Origin of the sequence: Alkalilacustris brevis, from assembly GCF_003350345.1 — a bacterium.
GTDB lineage: Bacteria > Pseudomonadota > Alphaproteobacteria > Rhodobacterales > Rhodobacteraceae > Alkalilacustris > Alkalilacustris brevis.
In genome coordinates, this window is the sequence record NZ_QNVJ01000097.1 from 1 (window position 1) to 19,218 (window position 19,218).

The window sequence follows — 19,218 nt, forward strand, 5'->3', positions numbered from 1 at the left end:
CCTGCCGGGATGGAGGGGGACCGTCGCCCCGGTGGGGCGGCGTAAGCCACCGGAATGGCAGGCGCTGCCCGGCGTTGCCGCCGGGCGGGCCGTCTGGCAAGGTGCCGTGTCATGGAGAAGCCCTCGACCTCCTTTCGACGTTCTCGGATTCCAGATGCGATAGCCCTGCATGCACATGCTTGGCACTTGACTTGCCGCGCCGCAGGGCGCATGTGCTGACATGACACCCGCCGCCGCTGCCGCGTGAGCAGCCTGCGCCTGCAAAAGGCGCCAGCGGCGGGAAGCAGGCCCTCGGGCCTTGCGTCACCTGGTTCCCACATCACGCGCGGGGGCTTGCAGGCATCCGGCCTGCACCCACTGCAACCGCCCCCCAAGGGGGGGTAATACGCGCGGGCGTTTCTGTCCGCCGAAAGGATACGAATTGACTGATTTTTCCATGCTCGGGCTGCATCCGACCCTTCTGAAGGCGCTGACCGCCCAAGGGTTTGACACCCCCACCCCGATCCAGGCCCGGGCCATCCCGGAACTGCTGGAAGGGCGCGACCTGATGGGGCTGGCGCAAACCGGCACCGGCAAGACGGCGGCCTTCGGCCTGCCGCTGCTTCACGCCCTGATGGGGCTTGCGAAACCCTCGCCCAAGGAAGTGCGCGCGCTGATACTGGCGCCGACCCGCGAACTGGTGAACCAGATCGCGCAAACGCTGCAAGGCTTCACCCGCGGCACGCATCTCAAGGTTGTCACCGTCGTCGGCGGCGCCTCGATCAATGCGCAGACGCAGAAACTGGCGCGCGGCACCGATATCCTGGTGGCCACGCCGGGGCGGCTGCTCGACCTGCTGGAGCGGCGGGCGCTGAGCCTTGGCAACACCCGCCATCTGGTGCTGGACGAGGCCGACCAGATGCTTGACCTGGGTTTCATCCATGCGCTGCGCAAGATCGCGCGGCTGCTGCCCCAGGAACGCCAGACCATGCTGTTTTCGGCCACCATGCCCAAGCAGATGGCCGAGCTTGCCGAAACCTACCTCGACAACCCGGTGCGGGTGCAGGTGGCCCCTCCGGGCAAGGTTGCCGACAAGATCACCCAGTCGGTGCATTTCGTCAGCCAGGGCGACAAGGCGAAACTGCTTGAGCGCTATCTGCGCGAACACCCCGAGGAGCTGGCGCTTGTTTTTGGGCGCACCAAGCATGGCTCGGAAAAGCTGAAGAAACTGCTTGAAAGCTGGGGCTTTTCCGCGGCCTCGATCCACGGCAACAAGAGCCAGGGCCAGCGCGAGCGCGCGCTTGAATCCTTCCGCCGGGGCGAGGTCAAGGTACTGGTTGCCACCGATGTGGCCGCCCGCGGCATCGATATTCCCGCCGTGCGCCATGTCTACAACTACGACCTGCCCAACGTGCCGGAAAACTACGTCCACCGGATCGGCCGCACCGCGCGCGCCGGGGCCGAGGGCCGGGCGATGGCCTTTTGCGCACCGGCCGAAATTGGCGAGCTGCGCGCCATTGAAAAGAACCTGCGCCTGAGCCTGCCGGTCGCCGGCGGCGAAGCCCCCGCCGCCGAGGCACCGTCGCCGCGCGGCCAGCACAAGGGCAGGCCGGGTGGACCCGGTGCGAAACCGGGCGCCAAGCCGAACCGCAGGCGGCCCCGCCCGCCCCGTCGCGCCGCCGCCTGACGGCCGCCCGGCACTTGCCAGCGCAAATGCGCCCGCCCGCACCGGGCGGGCGTATCTGTTTTGGCCTCAGGCTTTTCCCTTTCGGGGCAATCCACACCGCCGGCTTGACCCTGCCCGCGCTGCGTTACACTGTGCAGCCGCGAATTTCACCGGCATGAGGGGGCAGAGACTTGGCCGTCGGCAAGAACATCGTCACCTGGTTCGAAGGGCGCTGGCACGAGGGCAACGTGCCGATCATACGAGCGGCCGATCATGTGGCCTGGCTGGGCAGCCAGGTCTTCGACGGCGCGCGCCAGTTCGAGGGCACGCGCCCCGACATCGACCTGCACGCCGCGCGCATCATCCGCTCGGCCGAAGTGATGGGCATGACGCCGCCGGTCGATGCCGAGACCGTGCTGGGGCTGATGGAGGAAGGCTGCGGCCATTTCGCACCCGATGCCGGGCTTTACCTGCGGCCGATGATCTGGGCCACCGAAAGCGCCCCCGGCGTGATCGACTTCGAGCCGGACTCGGCCCGTTTCGCGCTCTGCATCGAAGAGCTGCCGATGCCGGGGCCGGGCAATTTCGCGCTCACCGTCTCGCCCTATTGCCGCCCGCGCCCCGACATGGCGCTGACCGAGGCCAAGGCGGGCTCGCTTTACGCCAATAACGGGCGCATCATGGCCGAGGCCCGCGCGCGCGGCTTTCACAATGCGCTGTCGCTCGACATCCACGGCCATGTGGCCGAGACCGCCTCGACCAATGTCTTTCTGGTGCGCGATGGCGAGGTCTTCACCCCTGTGCCCAACGGCATGTTCCTCAACGGGCTGACACGGCAGCGGATGATCAAGCTGCTGCATGCCGAGGGGATCAAGGTGCATGAAACCAGCCTGACGGTGGAGGATTTCCGCACCTCCGACGAGATCTTCGTCACCGGCAACATCAGCCGGGTGATGCCCGTCACCCGGTTTGAAAACCGCGAGATGCCGCCCGCGCCAGTCTCGACCCGTGCACGTGAAATCTATTGGGATTTTGCCCATTCCCGCTGAAGGAGCCCGCAATGCCCTTGCCTGACACCATGCGCGCGATCGAGATTACCGAACCCGGCGGGCCCGAGGTGCTGCGCCCGGCAACCCGGCCCGTGCCGTCACCCGGTGCCGGGCAGATCCTGATCCGGCTGGCTTATGCCGGGGTAAACCGGCCCGATGCGCTACAACGCGCGGGCAATTACGCGCCGCCTCCCGATGCCTCGGACCTTCCGGGGCTGGAGGGCGCGGGCGAGGTGGCCGCCGTGGGGCCGAATGTGAGCCGCTGGAAAGTGGGCGATCAGGTCTGCGCGCTGCTGCCCGGCGGCGGCTATGCCGAATATGCGCTGACCCATGCCGATCACGCGCTGGCCGTGCCGCGGGGCATGGCGCTCGATCATGCGGCGGCGCTGTGCGAGACTTATTTCACCGTCTGGTCCAACGTCTTCCTGCGCGGCGGGCTGACGGCGGGCGAGCGGTTTCTCGTCCATGGAGGTAGCTCGGGCATCGGCACCACGGCCATCCAGCTGGCGCATACCTTCGGCGCGCGGGTCTTCGCTACCGCAGGCTCGCCCGAGAAATGCGCCGCTTGCGTGGAATTGGGCGCGGAACGCGCGATCAACTACCGCGATGAGGATTTCGTGGAAGTCCTGCGTGCCGAGGGCGGCGCGGATCTGATCCTGGACATGGTCGGGGGGGAATACATCCCGCGCAACGTGCGCGCGCTCGCCGATGACGGGCGGCTTGTGCAGATCGCATTCCTTCAGGGGCCGAAGGCCAGCCTGAACTTTGCGCAGGTGATGGTGCGGCGGCTCACGATCACCGGCTCGACGCTCAGGCCACAGTCGGACCTGGCCAAGGCCCGCATCGCCGAGGCGCTGCGTCGCGATGTCTGGCCATTGCTGGACACCGGCCGCATCGCCCCGGTGATGGATTCCGAGTTCCCACTGGAAGAGGCCGCCGCCGCCCATGCCCGCATGGAAAGCTCGGCCCATATCGGCAAGATCGTGCTGCGGGTGGGCTGAGCCGCGCGCTCAGCGCTTTGACATCGCCTCGCGCAGGTGGCGCTGCATCATCTGTGCGCGGCGCGGGTCAGTCCCGAGGACACGGCCAACGATTTGCGGATCAGCCGAAACCAGATCGCCGGTCGTATGGATCCCCTGCTGCCCGAACTGACGCAGTTGCAGCGGGGTGAAGGCATCGCCCGGAATGCGTGCGAGCGGCAGGCGCGGCGATTCCCCCGCGACGCCGTCAATCTTGAGGAACTGCTCCGCCCAGACAGTGTTGGCCGGTGCTGCGATCCCCAGAGACAAGGCCAGCAATGCGGCCTGTTTGAACTTCCCTTGCATAAATTCCTCCCTCAAGTGCTTTTCAGGCAAGAGAAACCTGTCATATTCTGACCGTATGGTCAAACTTATACCGGAATCGCCGTGGTGCTGACCACCGTGCGCAGTGCAAAGGAGGATTGCATCTGCACCACGCCGGGCAGGCGCGAAAGATAACGGCGATGGATGCGCGCGAAATCGTCGGTATCGCGGGCGAGGATCTTGAGCAGGTAATCGGCGGTGCCCGCCATCAGGTGGCATTCCAGCACATCGGGGATGCGCGCCACCTCGCGCTCGAAGGCCTCAAGCACCTCGTCCGATTGCCCGGCGAGCTTGATCTCGACATAGACGGTCGTGGGCCGGCCCAGCTTGCGCGGGTCGAGCAGCGCCACATAACCGCGCACGATCCCTTCGGCCTCAAGCCGCTGCACGCGCCGATGGCAGGCCGAGGGTGAAAGGTTGATCCGCTCGGACAGCTCGGCATTGGTGATCCGGCCCTGTTTCTGCAGAACGTCAAGAATGCGGCGGTCGCTGGCGTCAAGTTGCATGATATCGGTGCTTTCTTCGAAGAAGGTCCCCTATTGTGAAAGGATATTCGCACTCGATCAGCGAATCTGGCAAGTCTTTCAATGCATCGCCACCGAATATCTGCCATCATGGGATCAGGCGCGGCGGGCCGCAAACCCGGTTTTGCGTTTTCGGGAGGAACAGTCATGAAAATCGGAAGTCCCAGGGAAATCAAGCCGCAAGAGTTTCGCGTGGGCCTGACCCCAAGTGCCGCGCGCGAGGCAGTCTCGCACGGGCATGAGGTGCTGATCGAGGCCGGCGCGGGGATGGGGGCAGGTTTCACCGATGCCGATTACGAAGCCGCCGGTGCGCGCATCCTGCCTGATGCCAAAGACATCTTCGCGCAGGCCGAGATGATCGTGAAGGTCAAGGAACCCCAGGCGGGCGAGCGCAAGCTGCTGCGCGAGGGGCAGGTGCTGTTCACCTATCTTCACCTCGCCCCCGACCCCGAGCAGACGCACGGCCTGATCGAAAGCGGCGTCACCGCGATTGCCTATGAAACCGTCACCGATGATCGCGGGGGCCTGCCGCTTCTGGCACCGATGTCCGAGGTGGCCGGGCGACTGGCGCCGCAGATGGGCGCCTGGACGCTGCAAAAGGCCAATGGCGGGCGTGGCGTGCTGATGGGCGGCGTGCCCGGCGTGCGGCCTGCCAATGTGGTGATCATCGGCGGCGGGGTTGTGGGCACGGCAGCGGCGCGGGTGGCCGTGGGAATGGGCGCGAATGTCACGGTGCTTGACCGCTCGATCCCGCGAATGTCGTATCTCGACGATATTTTCCAGGGCCGCCTGACGACGCAATACTCCAGCCAGGCCAACCTGGCCGAGTTGCTGCCCGAGGCCGACATGGTTGTCGGCGCGGTGCTGATCCCGGGTGCGGCGGCGCCCAAGCTGGTCACGCGTGCGCAACTTCCGCAAATGAAGCCGGGCGCGGCGATTGTCGATGTGGCGATCGACCAGGGCGGCTGTTTCGAGACCTCGCGTCCGACCACCCATGCCGATCCGATCTACGAGGTCGATGGCGTGATGCATTACTGCGTGGCCAACATGCCGGGCGCGGTTGCACGCACCTCGACCATCGCGCTGGGTAATGCCACCATGCCCTTCATGCTGGCGCTGGCCGACAAGGGCTGGCGCCAGGCCTGCGAGGATGACCCCAACCTGCTGAACGGGTTGAATGTCCATTCCGGGCATCTGACCTATTATGCCGTGGGCCGCGCGCTGGGGATCGACGTGCTCTCGCCCGCGCTGGCGCTCAAGCAATGAACGGGCGGCGGCGCGGGTCGGCGGCTGCTCTGCGGCCGCCCGCTGGCTGCGCGCCATGGCGCTTGTGCGCCCAGGGGGGCTCGGCTACTCGGACAGGATGAGCCCGCGCGCCGTATCACCACCTGCCGACAACACCCTGCGCAGCCATGGCCGCGCAGTGCTGGTGCTGGGCTTGCCGCTGATCGGCAGCCATCTGGCGCAGGTTGCGCTTCAGGTGACCGATACGCTGATGTTGGGCTGGTTCTCGGTCGAGGCGCTGGCGGCGGCGGTGCTGGGGGCGATGCTGTTCTTCACGCTCTTCGTCATGGGGGCTGGCATCGCCTGGGCGGTGATGCCGATGGTGGCCCATGCCAATGCCGCAGGCGAAACCGCCGAGTTGCGGCGCATCACCCGCATGGGGCTGTGGCAATCGGTGCTGTTTTCGGGCGCAGTCATGCCGGTGATGTGGTGGTCGGGGCCGCTGCTGGTGGCCGCAGGGCAGGAGCCGCAGATCGCCGCGCTGACGCAGGAATATCTGCGCATCATGGGCTGGGGCATGGCGCCCGCGCTGCTGGTGATGGTGCTGAAAAGCTATCTGGCCGCGCTCGAGCGCGCGCAGATGGTGCTGTGGGTCACGGTGGTGGCGGCGCTGCTGAACATACTGCTCAACTGGGTGCTGATCTTCGGCAATCTCGGCGTGCCCGCGCTGGGGCTGCGCGGGGCGGCCATTGGCTCGGTGATCGTGCAGCTTTTCTCGATCGGGCTGCTGGTGGCCTATGCCGGGCTTTTGCCCGAGCTGCGCGCGCACGCGCTGTTTCTGCGGCTCTGGCGGCCCGACTGGCCCGGCTTCTGGCGGCTTTTCCGGCTGGCCTGGCCGATCTCGCTGACCAACCTGGCCGAGTCGGGGCTGTTTGCGGCCAGTGCCATCCTGATGGGCTGGCTGGGCACGCATGAACTGGCCGCCCATGGCATCGCGATCGAGATCACCTCGATCGTCTTCATGGTGCATCTGGGCCTGTCGAATGCCGCGACCGTGCGCGCGGGCAGTGCGATGGGGCGGGGCGACGGCACGGCGCTGCGGCGCGGTGCGTTGATGGCGGTGGCGCTGTCGGTCTGTTTCGCGCTGCTTACGATGGTGGTCTATCTGGGTTTTCCTGCACAGATGACCGGCCTGTTCCTGACCCCGGAAGACCCCGCGCGCGATCAGGTCATCGCCATCGGCGTGGGTCTGCTGGCCGTGGCCGCGGTGTTTCAGCTTGCCGATGGTGCGCAGGTCGTGGCGCTGGGGCTGTTGCGGGGGATGCAGGACACGCGGGTGCCGATGATCATGGCGGCGATCAGCTACTGGCTGATCGGTATTCCGGCAAGCTGGCTTCTGGGTATCCGACTGGGATATGGCGGCATGGGGGTCTGGGCGGGGCTTGTGGTCGGGCTGGTGCTGGCGGGCAGCCTGCTGATGCTGCGCTTCTGGTCGCGGGCGCGCCGGGTGTAGGGGCCGTCCGCAATTGTCCATGAAAAGCGCGCCGAAGCAGTTGCCGCGGCGCGCCCGTTTCCTGGGCCTGTCCGGCGCCCCGTAGCCGTTGTGTCAGCCCCGGTTGATGGGCACCTTTTTCGAGCTGGGCGATTTCGATGCCTTGCGCGGCAGGGTCACGGTCAGCACCCCGTCCTTCAGCGCGGCCGAGATGTTCTCGGGGTCGGCGTCATCGGGCAGGCGGAAGCTGCGCGAGAATGCACCGTAGCGGCGTTCGCTGAAATACCAGGTGTCGGTTTTCTCTTCGCGCTCGGTTTTCTTCTCGCCCTTGACCGTCATCACGCCGCCATCGACGCTGATGTCGATGTCCTCTTCGGCAACACCGGGCAACTCTAGCGCGATGCGATAGGTGCCCTCGTCCGAAGAGGCCTCAGACGCGGGTGCGGCGAACTCGGCCAGGCGCGAGCCCATCTGCCGCAGCGGCTCGAAGACCTGCGGCCAGAAATCGGAAACGAAATGCTTGTCAACCATGTTGAACTTCCTTTCACGAGATTTTCCGCAGTGCTTGTTGGATGCGCCGTTTAGATGAGTCTGTCATTGACCTGCGTCAAGATGGACGAGTGGTCGCGGCCTGCATCGCGCGTGATTGTAACCTGCGGTGTGCCTTGTCCGTCTTGACCGCCCAAGCCGGTGCGGGCAGGTTGCGGGTGTATCCCGGCTGAGTGGGAGAGGCAGGCAAGCAGAATGACACTGGCCATCCGTATGACCAGGCCCGAAACACCCCGGCTCAAGGTTGCGCCATGCGCGCCCTGATCCAGCGTGTGAGCGAGGCCGAAGTGCAGGTCGATGGTGCCGCGGTCGGCAGCATCGGGCCGGGGCTGCTGGTGCTGGTCTGCGCGATGCAGGGCGATGACGAGGCCCGCGCCGAGGCCCTGGCGGGCCGGATCGCGCGGCTGCGCATCTTTCGCGACGCGGGCGGCAAGATGAACCTGTCGCTGCGCGACACTGGCGGCGCGGCGCTGGTGGTCAGCCAGTTCACCCTTGCCGCGGATACCTCGCGCGGGAATCGCCCCGGCTTTTCCTCGGCCGCGCCGCCCGAGCAAGGCAAGGCGCTCTATGAGCATTTCGCGCAAAGCCTTCATGCACTGGGCATCGAGGTCGCCACGGGCGAATTCGCCGCCGACATGAAGGTGCGGCTGGTCAATGACGGGCCAGTGACGATCTGGCTGGATCAGTAGGCCGAAGAGACACGCACGGGCGCCTTACATGACCTCGGTCAGATAGGCGAACCCGGCCAATGCGAGCAACCCGGCCAGCACCGCGAAGGCGATCTTCCAGGCTGACCAGGGGCGTTCGCCGCGCACCTTGCCGGTCTGTGCGTTCACCACGAAACGGTAGCTTTCGCCGCGATAGCGATAGGCCGCCACCCAGAGCGGCAGCAGCAGATGCCGGAATCGTTCGTTCGCGGTGGTGGTGTCGAGGCTGTGGATGCGCTGCGCATCACCGCCGATGTCGCGGCGCACGTCCTCGCGGATGATTTCATCCATCCGCTCCTGTGCCAGGCCATGCCCTTCATCGAGCGCGACAGTATACCCTTCGGCCCGAAACCCGGCGATGAATTGCGGGTCATATGCTTCCAGCGCGTCCAGGTGCCACGGCTCCAGCGCGCGCACGTAGCGCCGCGGCAGGCTTCGCGAGGCCATGATCAGCAGGTTCTCGAACCGGCGCGAGACCTGGCCTGAAACCCGCCGCCAGCGGGTGCGCCGGCGCCGCCGCTTGCCGGTGCCGGTGTAGTAATAGGTGCCGCGTTCGCCGTGATACTGACTGCGGGTATCGGCATCGAAGGCCCAGTAAGGCACGTAGACCCCGGCAAGGCGGTGATCGCGGCGGGCGAATTTCTTCAGCCCGTTGGGCGCGAACCACAGCCCCGCCAGCCATTTGCGAAAGGCAGCCCGCGCGTCGGCTTCGGTCAGGGTGAAGGGCAGCACAGCCTGTGGCTTGATATGACGGTGCTTGCCGGTATCGGTGACGACCGGTGTCGCGCAGAAGGGGCATTCGGCTGAATGCACATCGCGGTCGAACTCCACCTGCGCGCCGCAATTCGGGCAGGAGAGGACGCGGGTTTCCTCGATCGTCTGTTCGGGCAGGGCGCGGCCAAGCGTCTTGTGCAGATCGAGCGGGCGCATGGCCGCCTTGCGGGTGGCATCATCGACGCCGGGGATTTCCTGCTGATGGCCGCAATAGCTGCAGCGCATCGATATCTGCCCCGGCGCATACCGCAGATTGGCGCCGCACCGGGCGCAGGGAAAGCGGTGTTCCTGTCGGGTCTGGCTGGGCGTTTCGGGCATGTTTCAGGCGATGCGTGCAAGGCGGGGCATGTGCGCGCCCCTTGCGGGGATGGATGCCTCCGGCGGGGATATTTTTATCACAGTGAAGGGGCGGGTCAGCCCGGTGCCGGTGGGGGCGGTGGCGGGGCCGCGGAAAAGAGATGGGCAAGCGCGGGCAGCGCGCCCGCCTTTTCCCAGCCGGCCTGGCCTTCGGTCCAGACCAGCGTGTCGCGGGTGATCTGGCCGGCCGCGGCCATGCGCGCTAGGTCATCGGTGCCGAAGGGGCCCCTGGTCTGGCCGTTCTCGGCGATATGCCAGAGGGTCTGTGCGGGCGGTGGGGGCGGCGGAGGCGGGGCCGCGCCCGGTTGGGCGGGGGGCTGCGCGCCGGATTGCGGCTGCTGGGCCATCTGCCCGGCCATGGTCATGCCCATCCCCATGCCAAGCCCGGCCCCGAGGCCGCTGCCCATGCCGCCGCCTTCGGTGGTTGCGGCGGCCTGCATGGCCTCGGCGGTGGCGAACTTGGCGTATTTGTCCAGATCGCCCACCACGCCCATCGAGGTGCGTTTGTCGAGCGCCTTTTCCACCGCTTCGGGCAGCGAGATGTTCTCGATGTAGAGCTCGGGCATTTCCAGCCCGTATTCGGTGAGCGTGGGCGAGATGGCCTCGGCAATGATCGCGCTCAGCTCGCGCGTGTTGGCGGCCATGTCGAGCACCGGTATGCCGCTGGCGGCCACCGCGCGGGAAAACTTCTGCACCACGATGTTGCGGATCTGGAGCGCGATCTCGTCCTGGGTGAAATGACCGTCGGTGCCGACGATCTCGGTCATGAAGCGCGCGGGGTCAGTGATGCGGATGGTATAGGACCCGAAGGCGCGCAGCCGGGTGGGGCCGAATTCGGGGTCGCGCAGCATCACCGGGTTCTTGGTGCCCCATTTGAGGTTGGTGAAGCGGCGCGTGTTGATGAAGTAGATTTCCGACTTGAAGGGCGAGTTGAACGCGTGGCTCCAGTGCTGGAGCGTCGTCATGATCGGCATGTTGTTGGTTTCGAGCTGGTAGAGGCCCGGCTCGAAGATGTCGGCAAGCTGGCCTTCATGCACGAACACCGCCACCTGGGAGGCGCGCACCGTCAGCTTGGCGCCGTACTTGATGGCGTTGCCGTGGCGCTCGAACCGCCAGACCATGGTGTCGCGCGAATCATCGGTCCATTCGATGACATCGATGAATTCGCCCCTGAGAAAGCTGAAGACCATCTCTTTCCCTCCTGTGCGCGCCCGCCATGTGCCGCGGGGCGGAAGCCGTTGCATTCGCCGGGTTCAGGCCGCGCGGCCCGGTTGCGGGCCTTGTTTCAACTTTCGCCGCCCAGCAGCCCCGATGCAATGCGCCGCACGATCGGGCGGGCCTCGTCCTCGCGCATGCCGGGGCGCAGGCGGCGATCATAGAGGATGCGCAGCAGCAACTCGTCATGCCGGGTGAGCAGAGCGAATTCCTCGTTATCGTTGAAGATCGAGGGGCGCGCCTGGTCGGAATCGTTGGGCAGGCCGAGCCCCTGCGCCAGTTCCTCGTGATAGCAGGAAAGCCGCGTCAGATCGGGCAGTTCGGCCCGGATCACCGCAACGGCCTGACTGTAGGTGTTGGTGCCGCCGCGTGAAAATGCCAGCACAATGCAGGAGACCGAGCGCGGCAGGTTGGTGATGGTGCGCACCGCCAGCGGATCGATCCCGGGCACCATCTGCTGCAATTCCTCGCCGAAATCGCGGCGCTGGTCCTCGTCGAATACGAGGATGTGGTAATTGGCGGCGCTGCGGCTTGCGCTGCTGTCGAGCAGGGTGAGCGGGTGATCGGTCAGCGTGGCCAGCCGCGCCACATAGGCGCGCACGTCTTCGGTGTCGCGCCGGCGCTGATCCGCGGGCACGCTGGGCGAGAATTCAAGGCGCATACGCACCGGCGCCGTCCAGCGGCGCAGTGGCGCGGGGCTGGCGCGCTGCACCAGGCGGCCGCCCACTTCGGTGTATTCGTCGTAAAGTGCGACGCGCACGAAATTGTTCACCAGCATGTTGGTGGTGAAGGGCGTGTCATCGCCGCCGCCATCGGTGCGCAGAAAGCCGCGTGCCAGCAGGGCGGCCTCCTGCGTGGCGAAATACTGCCGGATGGCTTCGCTTGCCGGCGAGGGCGGCGCGGGCGCTTCGGCCTCGGGCCGCGCCGGCGGCGGGGCAGGGCCTGCGGGCGGCTCAAGAAACCCTTCGCAAGCAGCCAAGGCCGCCAGAATCCCGGCGGCGCCGAGGCCTTTGAGCACTCCCGCACGCCGCATCATGCCGTGATCTCGGCTGTCTGTTGCATATGCTCTACCCCGTCCGCCCCTCTTGCGCGGCCTTGCCGGTGCTGGCCTTGGCCAGGGCGCTGCGCAGTTCCGATTCCATCTGGGTCAGTTCCTTTTCGGCGCTGGCGCGGCGCGCCTTGCCTTCCTCGGCGATGCGCAGGCTGTCCTCGATGGTGGCGATCAGCGAATCGTTGGCTTTGCGGATGGCATCGATATCGAAGATGCCGCGCTCCATCTCTTCGCGTACGATGCGGTTCGATTCGCGCAGGTTGTCGGCATTGGAGGTCAGCAGATCGTTGGTCAGGTCGGCGGCCTTGCGCACGGCTTCGGCGGCCTCGCGCGAGCGCTGGATGGTCAGCGCCTGGGCCAGTTGCGTTTCCCAAAGCGGCACGGTGTTGACCAGCGTCGAGTTGATCCGCGTCACCAGCGACTTGTCATTTTCCTGCACCAGCCGGATCGAGGGTAGCGCCTGCATCGTCACCTGCCGCGTCAGCTTCAGGTCATGTACGCGGCGCTCCAGATCGTCGCGCGCGGCGCGCAGGTCGCGCAGTTCCTGCGCGACCATCACGGCGTCTTCCTCGCTGGCGTTGTCGGCTTTTCCGGCAAGTTCGGGGATAGTCTCGGACTCCAGTTCTCTCAGCTTGGCTTCGCCCGCGGCGATGTAGAGCGCCAGCTCATCGTAAAAGGCCAGCGTCTTTTCATAGAGCTTGTCGAGCGCCTTGACGTCCTTGAGCAACTGGTGCTCGTGGCCGAGCAGCCCCTCGGTGATCCGGTCGATCTGCGCCTGCACGGTCTCGTAACGGGCGAGAAAGCGCGCGAAGGGCGCGCCGCGGCCGGTCAGGCGTTCCCACCAGCTGGGCTGACGCCGGCCGTCGAGTTCGTTGACCGAGAAGCCGCGGAGCGTCGAGACGATCTCGCCCAGGCTGTCGCCTGCGGGGCCGATATCCTTGTTCTTCACATCCGAAAGCATCGCCTGGCTGATCTGCTGCAGGTCGGCCTGGGCGCGGGCGCCGAACCCTATGATCGAGCCGGAATTGCCCAGGTCGATCTCGTCCATGCGGGTGCGGATTTCGCGGGCGCGCTCGGGCGGGGCAGCGTCAAGCGCTGGCAGCTCTGCCTCCGGCTCGGGCAGGGCTGCTTCGCTGAGGGCCGTGATTTCGGCCTGTTCCTGGGCAGCCTTGGCGCGGGTGTCATCAGCCATCTGAGGATCCTTTCGGTTGCGGGCCGGGCGGCCGGTAATCTAGCGCGCGGCGGCGTCAGTCTCGGCTTCGGGGCGCAGCCCTTCACGGGCAAGGCGTTCGCGCAATACTTCCATTTCAATGTCGAGTGCGGTGCGGTCATTGGCAAGCAATGCTTCGGTGCGGGCGGCAAAATTTTCCTGAAGGTCGCTCAGAAGCGCCTCATAATCCTGTCGTGCCTGCGCGTCGCTGCGGCGCGCGTAAAGGGCGGCGAACTTCTCGGTCGCGTCGCGCGCGCCCAGAAGGTAGACGCCCAGATAGCGGCGCGCGGCGGTCAGGCTGCGGGGGTCATCCTCGACTGCGCGGAACATGACGCGCGCCTGGCCTGAGAAATCGGCCACGCGATCCGCAAGCCGGCGGTCGCCCAACGCCCTTATGTGCTGCTGTATTGCGGCCAGGTGCGCCTCGGCCTCGGTGACGGCACGGGCAACACGATCGGTCTGGAACGAGTCGAGCCCCTCGGTGCCCTTGTCTTGCAGCGGGTCGGGGCCGAACGAGATGAAATGCAGCGCCGCGCCGAAAAGCGCAAAGATCACTGGCGCGGCCAGGTCGCCACCCGGTGCGTAGCCTCCCAGCGCCAGCCCCAGCCCCATCAGCCCCGAGCCGAAGATCTTGCGCGGAATGGCCGGGCGCTTTGCTACGCGGCGTGCGTCATAGGCTTCTTCGGCGCGCAGCCCCTCGCGGGTGAGCCAGGCCGAAAGCATCAGCACGCCGAAGGCCAGAAGATCGAGCGCCATGCCCGCGGGTGTGCCGAGAAAGGCCGTGATCGCGAAGGGCAGGGGCAAAAGGAACATAAGATTGGCGCGTGCGCCGATCCGCGACGGGCGCGGCACGACCGGGGGCGCGCTATCGGCGCCCTGGCGAGGCGGGCTGTATTTGCCGCCGATTCTGCGTGCCATCAGCGCCCCCCGGCAAAGGCGACGTAGAGCACCAGCAGCACCAGCAGGGCAAAGGCCATTTTCTGCACTCCGGTCGCTGACATCTGGGGGCACTTTCGCTGGGCTGCCTTCGGGGCAGAGTATAGGCCAATGCGCGCATCCGTTCCAGTTCCCGTTGAAGAATGGCGGGGGACGCGGCAGGGGCGCGCGTCAGACGGCGTGCGGGGTGTTGTCGGGGCACGGGGCTTGCAGGTTTGCCGGGGCCTTACCATATCTTTCGGGACGGTCGCCATGACGGGGCCGGACATGCAACGTCGCTTTACCAAGGGCTTGCCAGATGACGAGACATACTTTTGCCACGCACCCGTTTCTTCTGGGGTTTGAGCAGCTTGACCGGCTGGTCGAGCGCAGCGCCAAGACGGGCAGCGAAGGCTACCCCCCCTACAATATCGAACAGTCGGGCGAAAACGCCTATCGCATCACCCTGGCCGTGGCCGGGTTTCGCGAGGACGAGCTGAGCATCACGCTTGAAGATCGTCAGCTTATGATCCGCGGGCGTCAGTCGGACGATGACGACGAAAGCCGCGTCTATCTTCATCGCGGTATTGCCTCGCGGGCGTTTCAGCGCAGCTTTGTGCTGGCCGAGGGCGTGGAAATTGCCGGGGCGGTCCTTGAGAACGGATTGCTGCATATCGATCTGCGCCGGGCTGTGCCCAAGCCGACCGTGCGGCGGATCGAAATTGGCAGGGCGTAAGGGGGGGGTTGTGATGAACAGCAAGATAAATCTGCCCAACGTGTCGGACGAGGCGCCGATCGTCTACGTGCGCGCGGTCGCGGTGAGCGACCTGCCCGACGAGCTGCGCCGCGAAGCCGAAGGGATGAAAACGCTTTACGCCGTGCATGATGCCGATGGCGAGCGCCTTGCGCTGGTGGCAGACAGGCGGCTGGCCTTCGTGCTTGCGCGACAGAATGATCTGGCGCCGGTCAGCGTACATTGAAGCAACGCGGGGCGCGCGGGCTTGACGCGCGTCAGCGCAGGCGCGATGTCAGCGCAAGTCCCACGCCTCCCAGCACGACGGCTGCCGCAAGCATGGCGGGCAGGCTGGGGGGTTCGCCCAGCAGTAGTGCTCCGCCCGCCAGCGCGATTACCGGCACTGTCAGTTGCGCCACTGCCGCCGCCGAGGCGGCGAGATGCGGCAGCACCGCATACCACAGCGCATAACCCAAGCCTGAAGTTACGGCCCCGGACAGAATGGCAAGGCCGATGCCCGGCAGGCTGGTCGCCACCGTGCCGGCAAAGGCCAGCATGGCGAGCACCGCGAACGGGGTGGCCCACAGGAAATTGGTTGCCGTGGCCGCCAGCGCGTCGCCTGCGCGTGCACCGCGCAGCGAATAGATCCCCCAACCCAGCGCCGCGGCAGCCATCAGCGCCGCGCCGACCGGATAGGGCGCGGCGCCGGCCGGGCTGGTGAGCCATGCCAGCCCGGCAAGAGCCATCGCCGCGCCGCCGATCCGCCGGGGCGCGAGCGTCTCGCCGCGAAGCAAGGCGCCGGCAAACATCGTGATCTGAACGCCGCCAAACAGGATCAGCGCGCCAAGCCCGGCGTCGAGCCACAGATAGGCGAAGGAAAACCCCAGCATGTAGAGCGTGAGCCCGGCCACGCCCCAGGGGTCTGCTCGACGCAGCGCCCGAAGGTGACGGTCGCGCACGGCGATGATCCCGGCCAGCATGAGCGCTCCTGATGCAAGGCGGATCGCGGCGAACTCGGCCGCGCCGATGGCTTCCTCTGCCAGTGCCAGCCGGTTGAGCAGCGAGTTCGCCGCAAAAAAGACCATGACGAGGGACGAGACCAGGAACAGTCGCATGGCGCAGCATCTCATTGGCGGCTGGCACCCGGCAATGAAAAAGGGGGCCGCATTGGCCCCCTTTCCCGTTTTCTGGCTGTCCGGGCAGCTTACATCATGCCGCCCATGCCGCCCATGCCGCCCATGTCGGGCATGCCGCCGCCGCCACCCTGGCCTTTCGGCTCGGGCTTGTCGGCGATCATGGCTTCGGTAGTGATCAGCAGGCCGGCGACCGACGCGGCGTCTTCCAGCGCGGTGCGCACGACCTTGGCCGGGTCGATCACGCCGAACTTGAACATGTCGCCATATTCTTCGGTCTGCGCGTTGAAGCCGAACTTCAGGTCGTCCGATTCGCGAATCTTGCCAGCCACGACCGAACCGTCAACGCCGGCGTTTTCGGCGATCTGGCGCAGCGGGGCCTCGAGCGCCTTGCGCACGATGTTGATGCCGGCGCTCTGGTCGGAATTGGCGCCGGTGAGACCGTCAAGCGCCTTGGCGCCCTGGATGAGCGCAACGCCGCCACCGACGACGATGCCTTCCTGCACGGCCGCGCGGGTTGCGTTCAGGGCGTCATCGACGCGGTCCTTGCGCTCTTTCACCTCGGTTTCGGTCATGCCGCCAACACGGATCACCGCAACGCCGCCAGCCAGCTTGGCCAAGCGTTCCTGCAGTTTCTCCTTGTCGTAGTCCGAGGTGGTTTCCTCGATCTGCTGGCGAATCTGGGTGACGCGCGCCTCGATCTCGGCCTTCTCGCCAAGCCCGTCCACGATGGTGGTTTCGTCCTTGGTGATGGTGACCTTCTTGGCCTTGCCGAGCATGTCCATGCCGACATTTTCCAGCTTCATGCCCAGGTCTTCGCTGATGACCTGGCCGCCGGTCAGGATCGCGATGTCCTGCAGCATGGCCTTGCGGCGGTCGCCGAAGCCCGGCGCCTTGACGGCGGCGATCTTCAACCCGCCACGAAGCTTGTTGACCACCAGCGTGGCCAGCGCTTCACCTTCGACGTCCTCGGCGATGATCAGCAGCGGCTTTTGCGACTGGATCACCTGCTCGAGAAGCGGCACCATCGGCTGCAGCGAGCTGAGCTTCTTCTCGTGCAGCAGGATGAGGCAGTCATCCAGATCGGCGATCATCTTGTCGGGGTTGGTCACGAAATAAGGGCTCAGGTAGCCGCGGTCGAACTGCATGCCTTCGACGACCTCGGTCTCGGTCTCCAGGCCCTTGTTCTCTTCGACGGTGATGACACCCTCGTTGCCGACCTTCTGCATCGCATCGGCGATCTGGCGGCCAATTTCGGCCTCGCCATTGGCCGAGATGGTGCCGACCTGCGCAACCTCGGCGCTGTCGTTCACGGGGCGCGCCGCGGCCTTGATCGCCTCGACGACTTTGGTGGTGGCCAGGTCGATGCCACGCTTGAGGTCCATCGGGTTCATCCCGGCGGAGACGGCCTTGATGCCTTCCTTGACGATGGCCTGGGCCAGCACCGTGGCGGTGGTGGTGCCGTCGCCGGCTTCGTCATTGGTGCGGTTGGCCACTTCCTTGACCATCTGCGCGCCCATGTTCTCGAACTTGTCCTCAAGCTCGATCTCCTTGGCGACGGTGACGCCGTCCTTGGTGATGCGGGGCGAGCCGAAGCTCTTGTCGAGCACCACGTTGCGGCCCTTGGGGCCCAGCGTCACCTTGACCGCGTTGGCGAGGGTGTTGACACCCTTCATCATGCGGTTGCGGGCATCGGTATCGAATTTGACGTCCTTGGCAGCCATGATTGCTTGCTCCTGGTTGTCTGGAATATGTTACGCAAGAAGAACAGCCTCGGGGCGATCAGCCGATGATCCCGAGGATGTCGCTTTCCTTCATGATCAGCAGTTCTTCGCCATCGATCGTGACCTCGGTGCCCGACCACTTGCCGAACAGCACGCGATCGCCGGCCTTGACCGACGGTGCGATCAGCTCGCCCGATTCCTTGCGCGCGCCGTCACCGACCGAAACGATTTCGCCCTCGGAGGGTTTTTCCTTGGCGGTGTCGGGAATGATCAGCCCGCCCTTGGTCTTCTCTTCGCTTTCGACGCGACGCACGAGCACACGGTCATGCAGGGGTTTGAATGCCATCTGAGAACTCCCTCAGGTTCCAGGTTGAATGGGATTAGCACTCTCTCTTGATGAGTGCTAACGACGCCGAGATAGGTAAGCTGCGGCGCAGTGTCAACGGGGGGCGGGGATGAAAAATTTTCCGACGTGCCGGCGGGCGTGCCGGCAGGGCATGACTCGCCTGCGGCGGCCGGCCTGATCCGATGCTCCGCATCGCATTTTCCCGCCCCCGTGACAATCCCGGCGCCAGCCCCTATAAGGCCGCAAAATCTGCCCAAAACATCGGAAACATTCCCATGATCAAGGTCTTTGGCCACAAGTCGCCCGACACCGATTCCACCGGCTCGCCCATCATCTGGGCCTGGTATCTGAACGAGGTTCTGGGCCTGCAGGCAAAGCCCGTCCTACTGGGCGAGCCAAACACCGAGGCCGCCTTCGTGCTGCGCCGCTGGGGCCTGGAAAAGCCCGAGATCATCGCCGATATCACCGAGGGCGAGCCTGTGGTGATCGTCGATACCAACAACCCGGCCGAGCTGCCCGCCAGCATCAACAAGGCCGACATCCGCGCCATCATCGACCACCACAAGCTGACCGGTGGTCTGGAAACCAAAGGCCCTATCGACGTGATCATCCGGCCGCTGGCCTGCACCGCGACGATCATGTTCGACTTGATGGGTGACGCCGCCGCGAAGATGCCCGATCCGGTCAAATGCGCGATGCTGTCCTGCATCCTGTCCGACACGCTGGAATTCCGCTCGCCCACCACCACCGCCCACGACCGCGCCGTGGCCGAGCAGTTGGCAGCAGAGCTGGGCATCGCCATTCCCGATTATGCCGAAGAGTTGTTCGCGGCGAAATCCGATGTCTCGGCTTTCTCGGATGCCGAACTTCTGCGGATGGATTCCAAGGAATTCGCCGTGGGCGGCGTGAAGCTGCGGGTTTCGGTGCTGGAAACCACAGCGCCCAAGGTGGTGCTGGATCGCAAGGCAGGGCTGATGGAGACGATGAAATCCGTCGCCGCCGAGGATGGTGTCGACGAGGTGCTGCTGTTCGTCGTCGATATCCTGCGCGAGGAGGCCACGCTGCTGGTGCCCAATGACCGGATCAAGGCGATTGCCGAGAAAAGCTTTGGCGCGGCGGTCGCGGGCGATACGGTCGTCCTGCCCGGTGTGATGAGCCGCAAGAAACAGATCATCCCGGTGCTGTCGGTCTGATCGCAGCAAGCGTCGTCGCAGTGCCGTGCGATCA

General features: G+C 65.9%; 20 protein-coding genes. 9 read left to right on the plus strand and 11 right to left on the minus strand.

Annotated elements, in window-relative coordinates; genetic code table 11:
- The first annotated feature begins 421 nt into the window (after positions 1 to 421).
- From DQ229_RS14955 to DQ229_RS14965, 3 genes are all read left to right on the plus strand, one after another.
- On the plus strand, positions 422 to 1,666 hold the full coding sequence (locus DQ229_RS14955) for a DEAD/DEAH box helicase (protein ID WP_162300894.1): 1,245 nt from the start codon (positions 422 to 424) through the stop codon (positions 1,664 to 1,666).
- 170 nt (positions 1,667 to 1,836) lie between these two features.
- The gene (locus tag DQ229_RS14960; protein WP_114967071.1) at positions 1,837 to 2,694 is read left to right on the plus strand and encodes a branched-chain amino acid aminotransferase; all 858 of its coding nucleotides are present in this window, start codon (positions 1,837 to 1,839) and stop codon (positions 2,692 to 2,694) included.
- An 11-nt stretch (positions 2,695 to 2,705) separates the two neighbouring features.
- Positions 2,706 to 3,695, plus strand: a complete 990-nt coding sequence (locus DQ229_RS14965) for an NAD(P)H-quinone oxidoreductase (protein ID WP_114967072.1) — start codon at positions 2,706 to 2,708, stop codon at positions 3,693 to 3,695.
- A 9-nt stretch (positions 3,696 to 3,704) separates the two neighbouring features.
- On the opposite strand, the gene DQ229_RS14970 is transcribed toward DQ229_RS14965, so the two are convergent.
- Both DQ229_RS14970 and DQ229_RS14975 read right to left on the minus strand, forming a co-directional pair.
- Positions 3,705 to 4,019, minus strand: a complete 315-nt coding sequence (locus DQ229_RS14970) for a hypothetical protein (RefSeq protein ID WP_114967073.1) — start codon at positions 4,017 to 4,019, stop codon at positions 3,705 to 3,707.
- Between the two features lie 65 nt (positions 4,020 to 4,084).
- Positions 4,085 to 4,543, minus strand: a complete 459-nt coding sequence (locus tag DQ229_RS14975; RefSeq protein ID WP_114967074.1) for an Lrp/AsnC family transcriptional regulator — start codon at positions 4,541 to 4,543, stop codon at positions 4,085 to 4,087.
- A 165-nt stretch (positions 4,544 to 4,708) separates the two neighbouring features.
- On the opposite strand from DQ229_RS14975, the gene ald reads away from it, so the two are divergent.
- Together ald and DQ229_RS14985 are read left to right on the plus strand one after the other, a co-directional pair.
- Entirely contained in the window at positions 4,709 to 5,827 is a 1,119-nt protein-coding gene (gene ald / locus DQ229_RS14980; protein WP_114967075.1) for an alanine dehydrogenase, read from the plus strand.
- A 97-nt stretch (positions 5,828 to 5,924) separates the two neighbouring features.
- Positions 5,925 to 7,298, plus strand: coding sequence for an MATE family efflux transporter (locus tag DQ229_RS14985; RefSeq protein WP_114967169.1), 1,374 nt, complete (start codon positions 5,925 to 5,927; stop codon positions 7,296 to 7,298).
- 93 nt (positions 7,299 to 7,391) lie between these two features.
- On the opposite strand, the gene DQ229_RS14990 is transcribed toward DQ229_RS14985, so the two are convergent.
- The gene (locus tag DQ229_RS14990) at positions 7,392 to 7,808 is read right to left on the minus strand and encodes an Hsp20/alpha crystallin family protein (RefSeq protein WP_114967076.1); all 417 of its coding nucleotides are present in this window, start codon (positions 7,806 to 7,808) and stop codon (positions 7,392 to 7,394) included.
- 269 nt (positions 7,809 to 8,077) lie between these two features.
- Between DQ229_RS14990 and dtd the strand changes: the two genes are divergently transcribed.
- Positions 8,078 to 8,515: a D-aminoacyl-tRNA deacylase gene (gene dtd, locus DQ229_RS14995; RefSeq protein ID WP_114967077.1), complete on the plus strand. Its 438-nt coding sequence runs from the start codon at positions 8,078 to 8,080 to the stop codon at positions 8,513 to 8,515.
- A gap of 24 nt (positions 8,516 to 8,539) precedes the next feature.
- Here dtd and DQ229_RS15000 read toward each other — a convergent pair whose 3' ends face one another.
- From DQ229_RS15000 to DQ229_RS15020, 5 genes are all read right to left on the minus strand, one after another.
- The gene (locus DQ229_RS15000; RefSeq protein WP_114967078.1) at positions 8,540 to 9,625 is read right to left on the minus strand and encodes a TFIIB-type zinc ribbon-containing protein; all 1,086 of its coding nucleotides are present in this window, start codon (positions 9,623 to 9,625) and stop codon (positions 8,540 to 8,542) included.
- Positions 9,626 to 9,720: 95 nt separating this feature from the next.
- Entirely contained in the window at positions 9,721 to 10,854 is a 1,134-nt protein-coding gene (locus tag DQ229_RS15005; RefSeq protein WP_114967079.1) for an SPFH domain-containing protein, read from the minus strand.
- Between the two features lie 95 nt (positions 10,855 to 10,949).
- Entirely contained in the window at positions 10,950 to 11,912 is a 963-nt protein-coding gene (locus DQ229_RS15010; RefSeq protein ID WP_238381133.1) for a DUF2927 domain-containing protein, read from the minus strand.
- 34 nt (positions 11,913 to 11,946) lie between these two features.
- Positions 11,947 to 13,122 (minus strand): toxic anion resistance protein, encoded by a 1,176-nt coding sequence (locus DQ229_RS15015; RefSeq protein ID WP_114967081.1) that lies wholly within the window; start codon positions 13,120 to 13,122, stop codon positions 11,947 to 11,949.
- A 39-nt stretch (positions 13,123 to 13,161) separates the two neighbouring features.
- The gene (locus DQ229_RS15020; protein WP_114967082.1) at positions 13,162 to 14,058 is read right to left on the minus strand and encodes a 5-bromo-4-chloroindolyl phosphate hydrolysis family protein; all 897 of its coding nucleotides are present in this window, start codon (positions 14,056 to 14,058) and stop codon (positions 13,162 to 13,164) included.
- A 316-nt stretch (positions 14,059 to 14,374) separates the two neighbouring features.
- On the opposite strand from DQ229_RS15020, the gene DQ229_RS15025 reads away from it, so the two are divergent.
- Together DQ229_RS15025 and DQ229_RS15030 are read left to right on the plus strand one after the other, a co-directional pair.
- Entirely contained in the window at positions 14,375 to 14,791 is a 417-nt protein-coding gene (locus tag DQ229_RS15025; protein ID WP_114967083.1) for an Hsp20 family protein, read from the plus strand.
- A 13-nt stretch (positions 14,792 to 14,804) separates the two neighbouring features.
- Positions 14,805 to 15,035: a DUF1150 family protein gene (locus DQ229_RS15030; RefSeq protein ID WP_114967084.1), complete on the plus strand. Its 231-nt coding sequence runs from the start codon at positions 14,805 to 14,807 to the stop codon at positions 15,033 to 15,035.
- A gap of 31 nt (positions 15,036 to 15,066) precedes the next feature.
- Here the strand turns inward: DQ229_RS15030 and DQ229_RS15035 are convergent, their stop codons facing one another.
- The 3 genes from DQ229_RS15035 to groES form a co-directional block, all read right to left on the minus strand.
- Positions 15,067 to 15,903, minus strand: a complete 837-nt coding sequence (locus DQ229_RS15035) for a DMT family transporter (RefSeq protein WP_114967085.1) — start codon at positions 15,901 to 15,903, stop codon at positions 15,067 to 15,069.
- An 89-nt stretch (positions 15,904 to 15,992) separates the two neighbouring features.
- Positions 15,993 to 17,645 carry a chaperonin GroEL gene (gene groL, locus DQ229_RS15040; protein WP_114967086.1) on the minus strand — a complete coding sequence of 551 codons (1,653 nt, stop codon included), beginning with the start codon at positions 17,643 to 17,645 and terminating at the stop codon, positions 15,993 to 15,995.
- A gap of 58 nt (positions 17,646 to 17,703) precedes the next feature.
- Positions 17,704 to 17,991 (minus strand): co-chaperone GroES, encoded by a 288-nt coding sequence (groES, locus tag DQ229_RS15045; RefSeq protein WP_114967087.1) that lies wholly within the window; start codon positions 17,989 to 17,991, stop codon positions 17,704 to 17,706.
- 275 nt (positions 17,992 to 18,266) lie between these two features.
- Here groES and DQ229_RS15050 point away from each other — a divergent pair, with 275 nt between their 5' ends.
- Positions 18,267 to 19,184: a manganese-dependent inorganic pyrophosphatase gene (locus DQ229_RS15050; protein ID WP_114967170.1), complete on the plus strand. Its 918-nt coding sequence runs from the start codon at positions 18,267 to 18,269 to the stop codon at positions 19,182 to 19,184.
- Positions 19,185 to 19,218 lie beyond the last annotated feature (34 nt).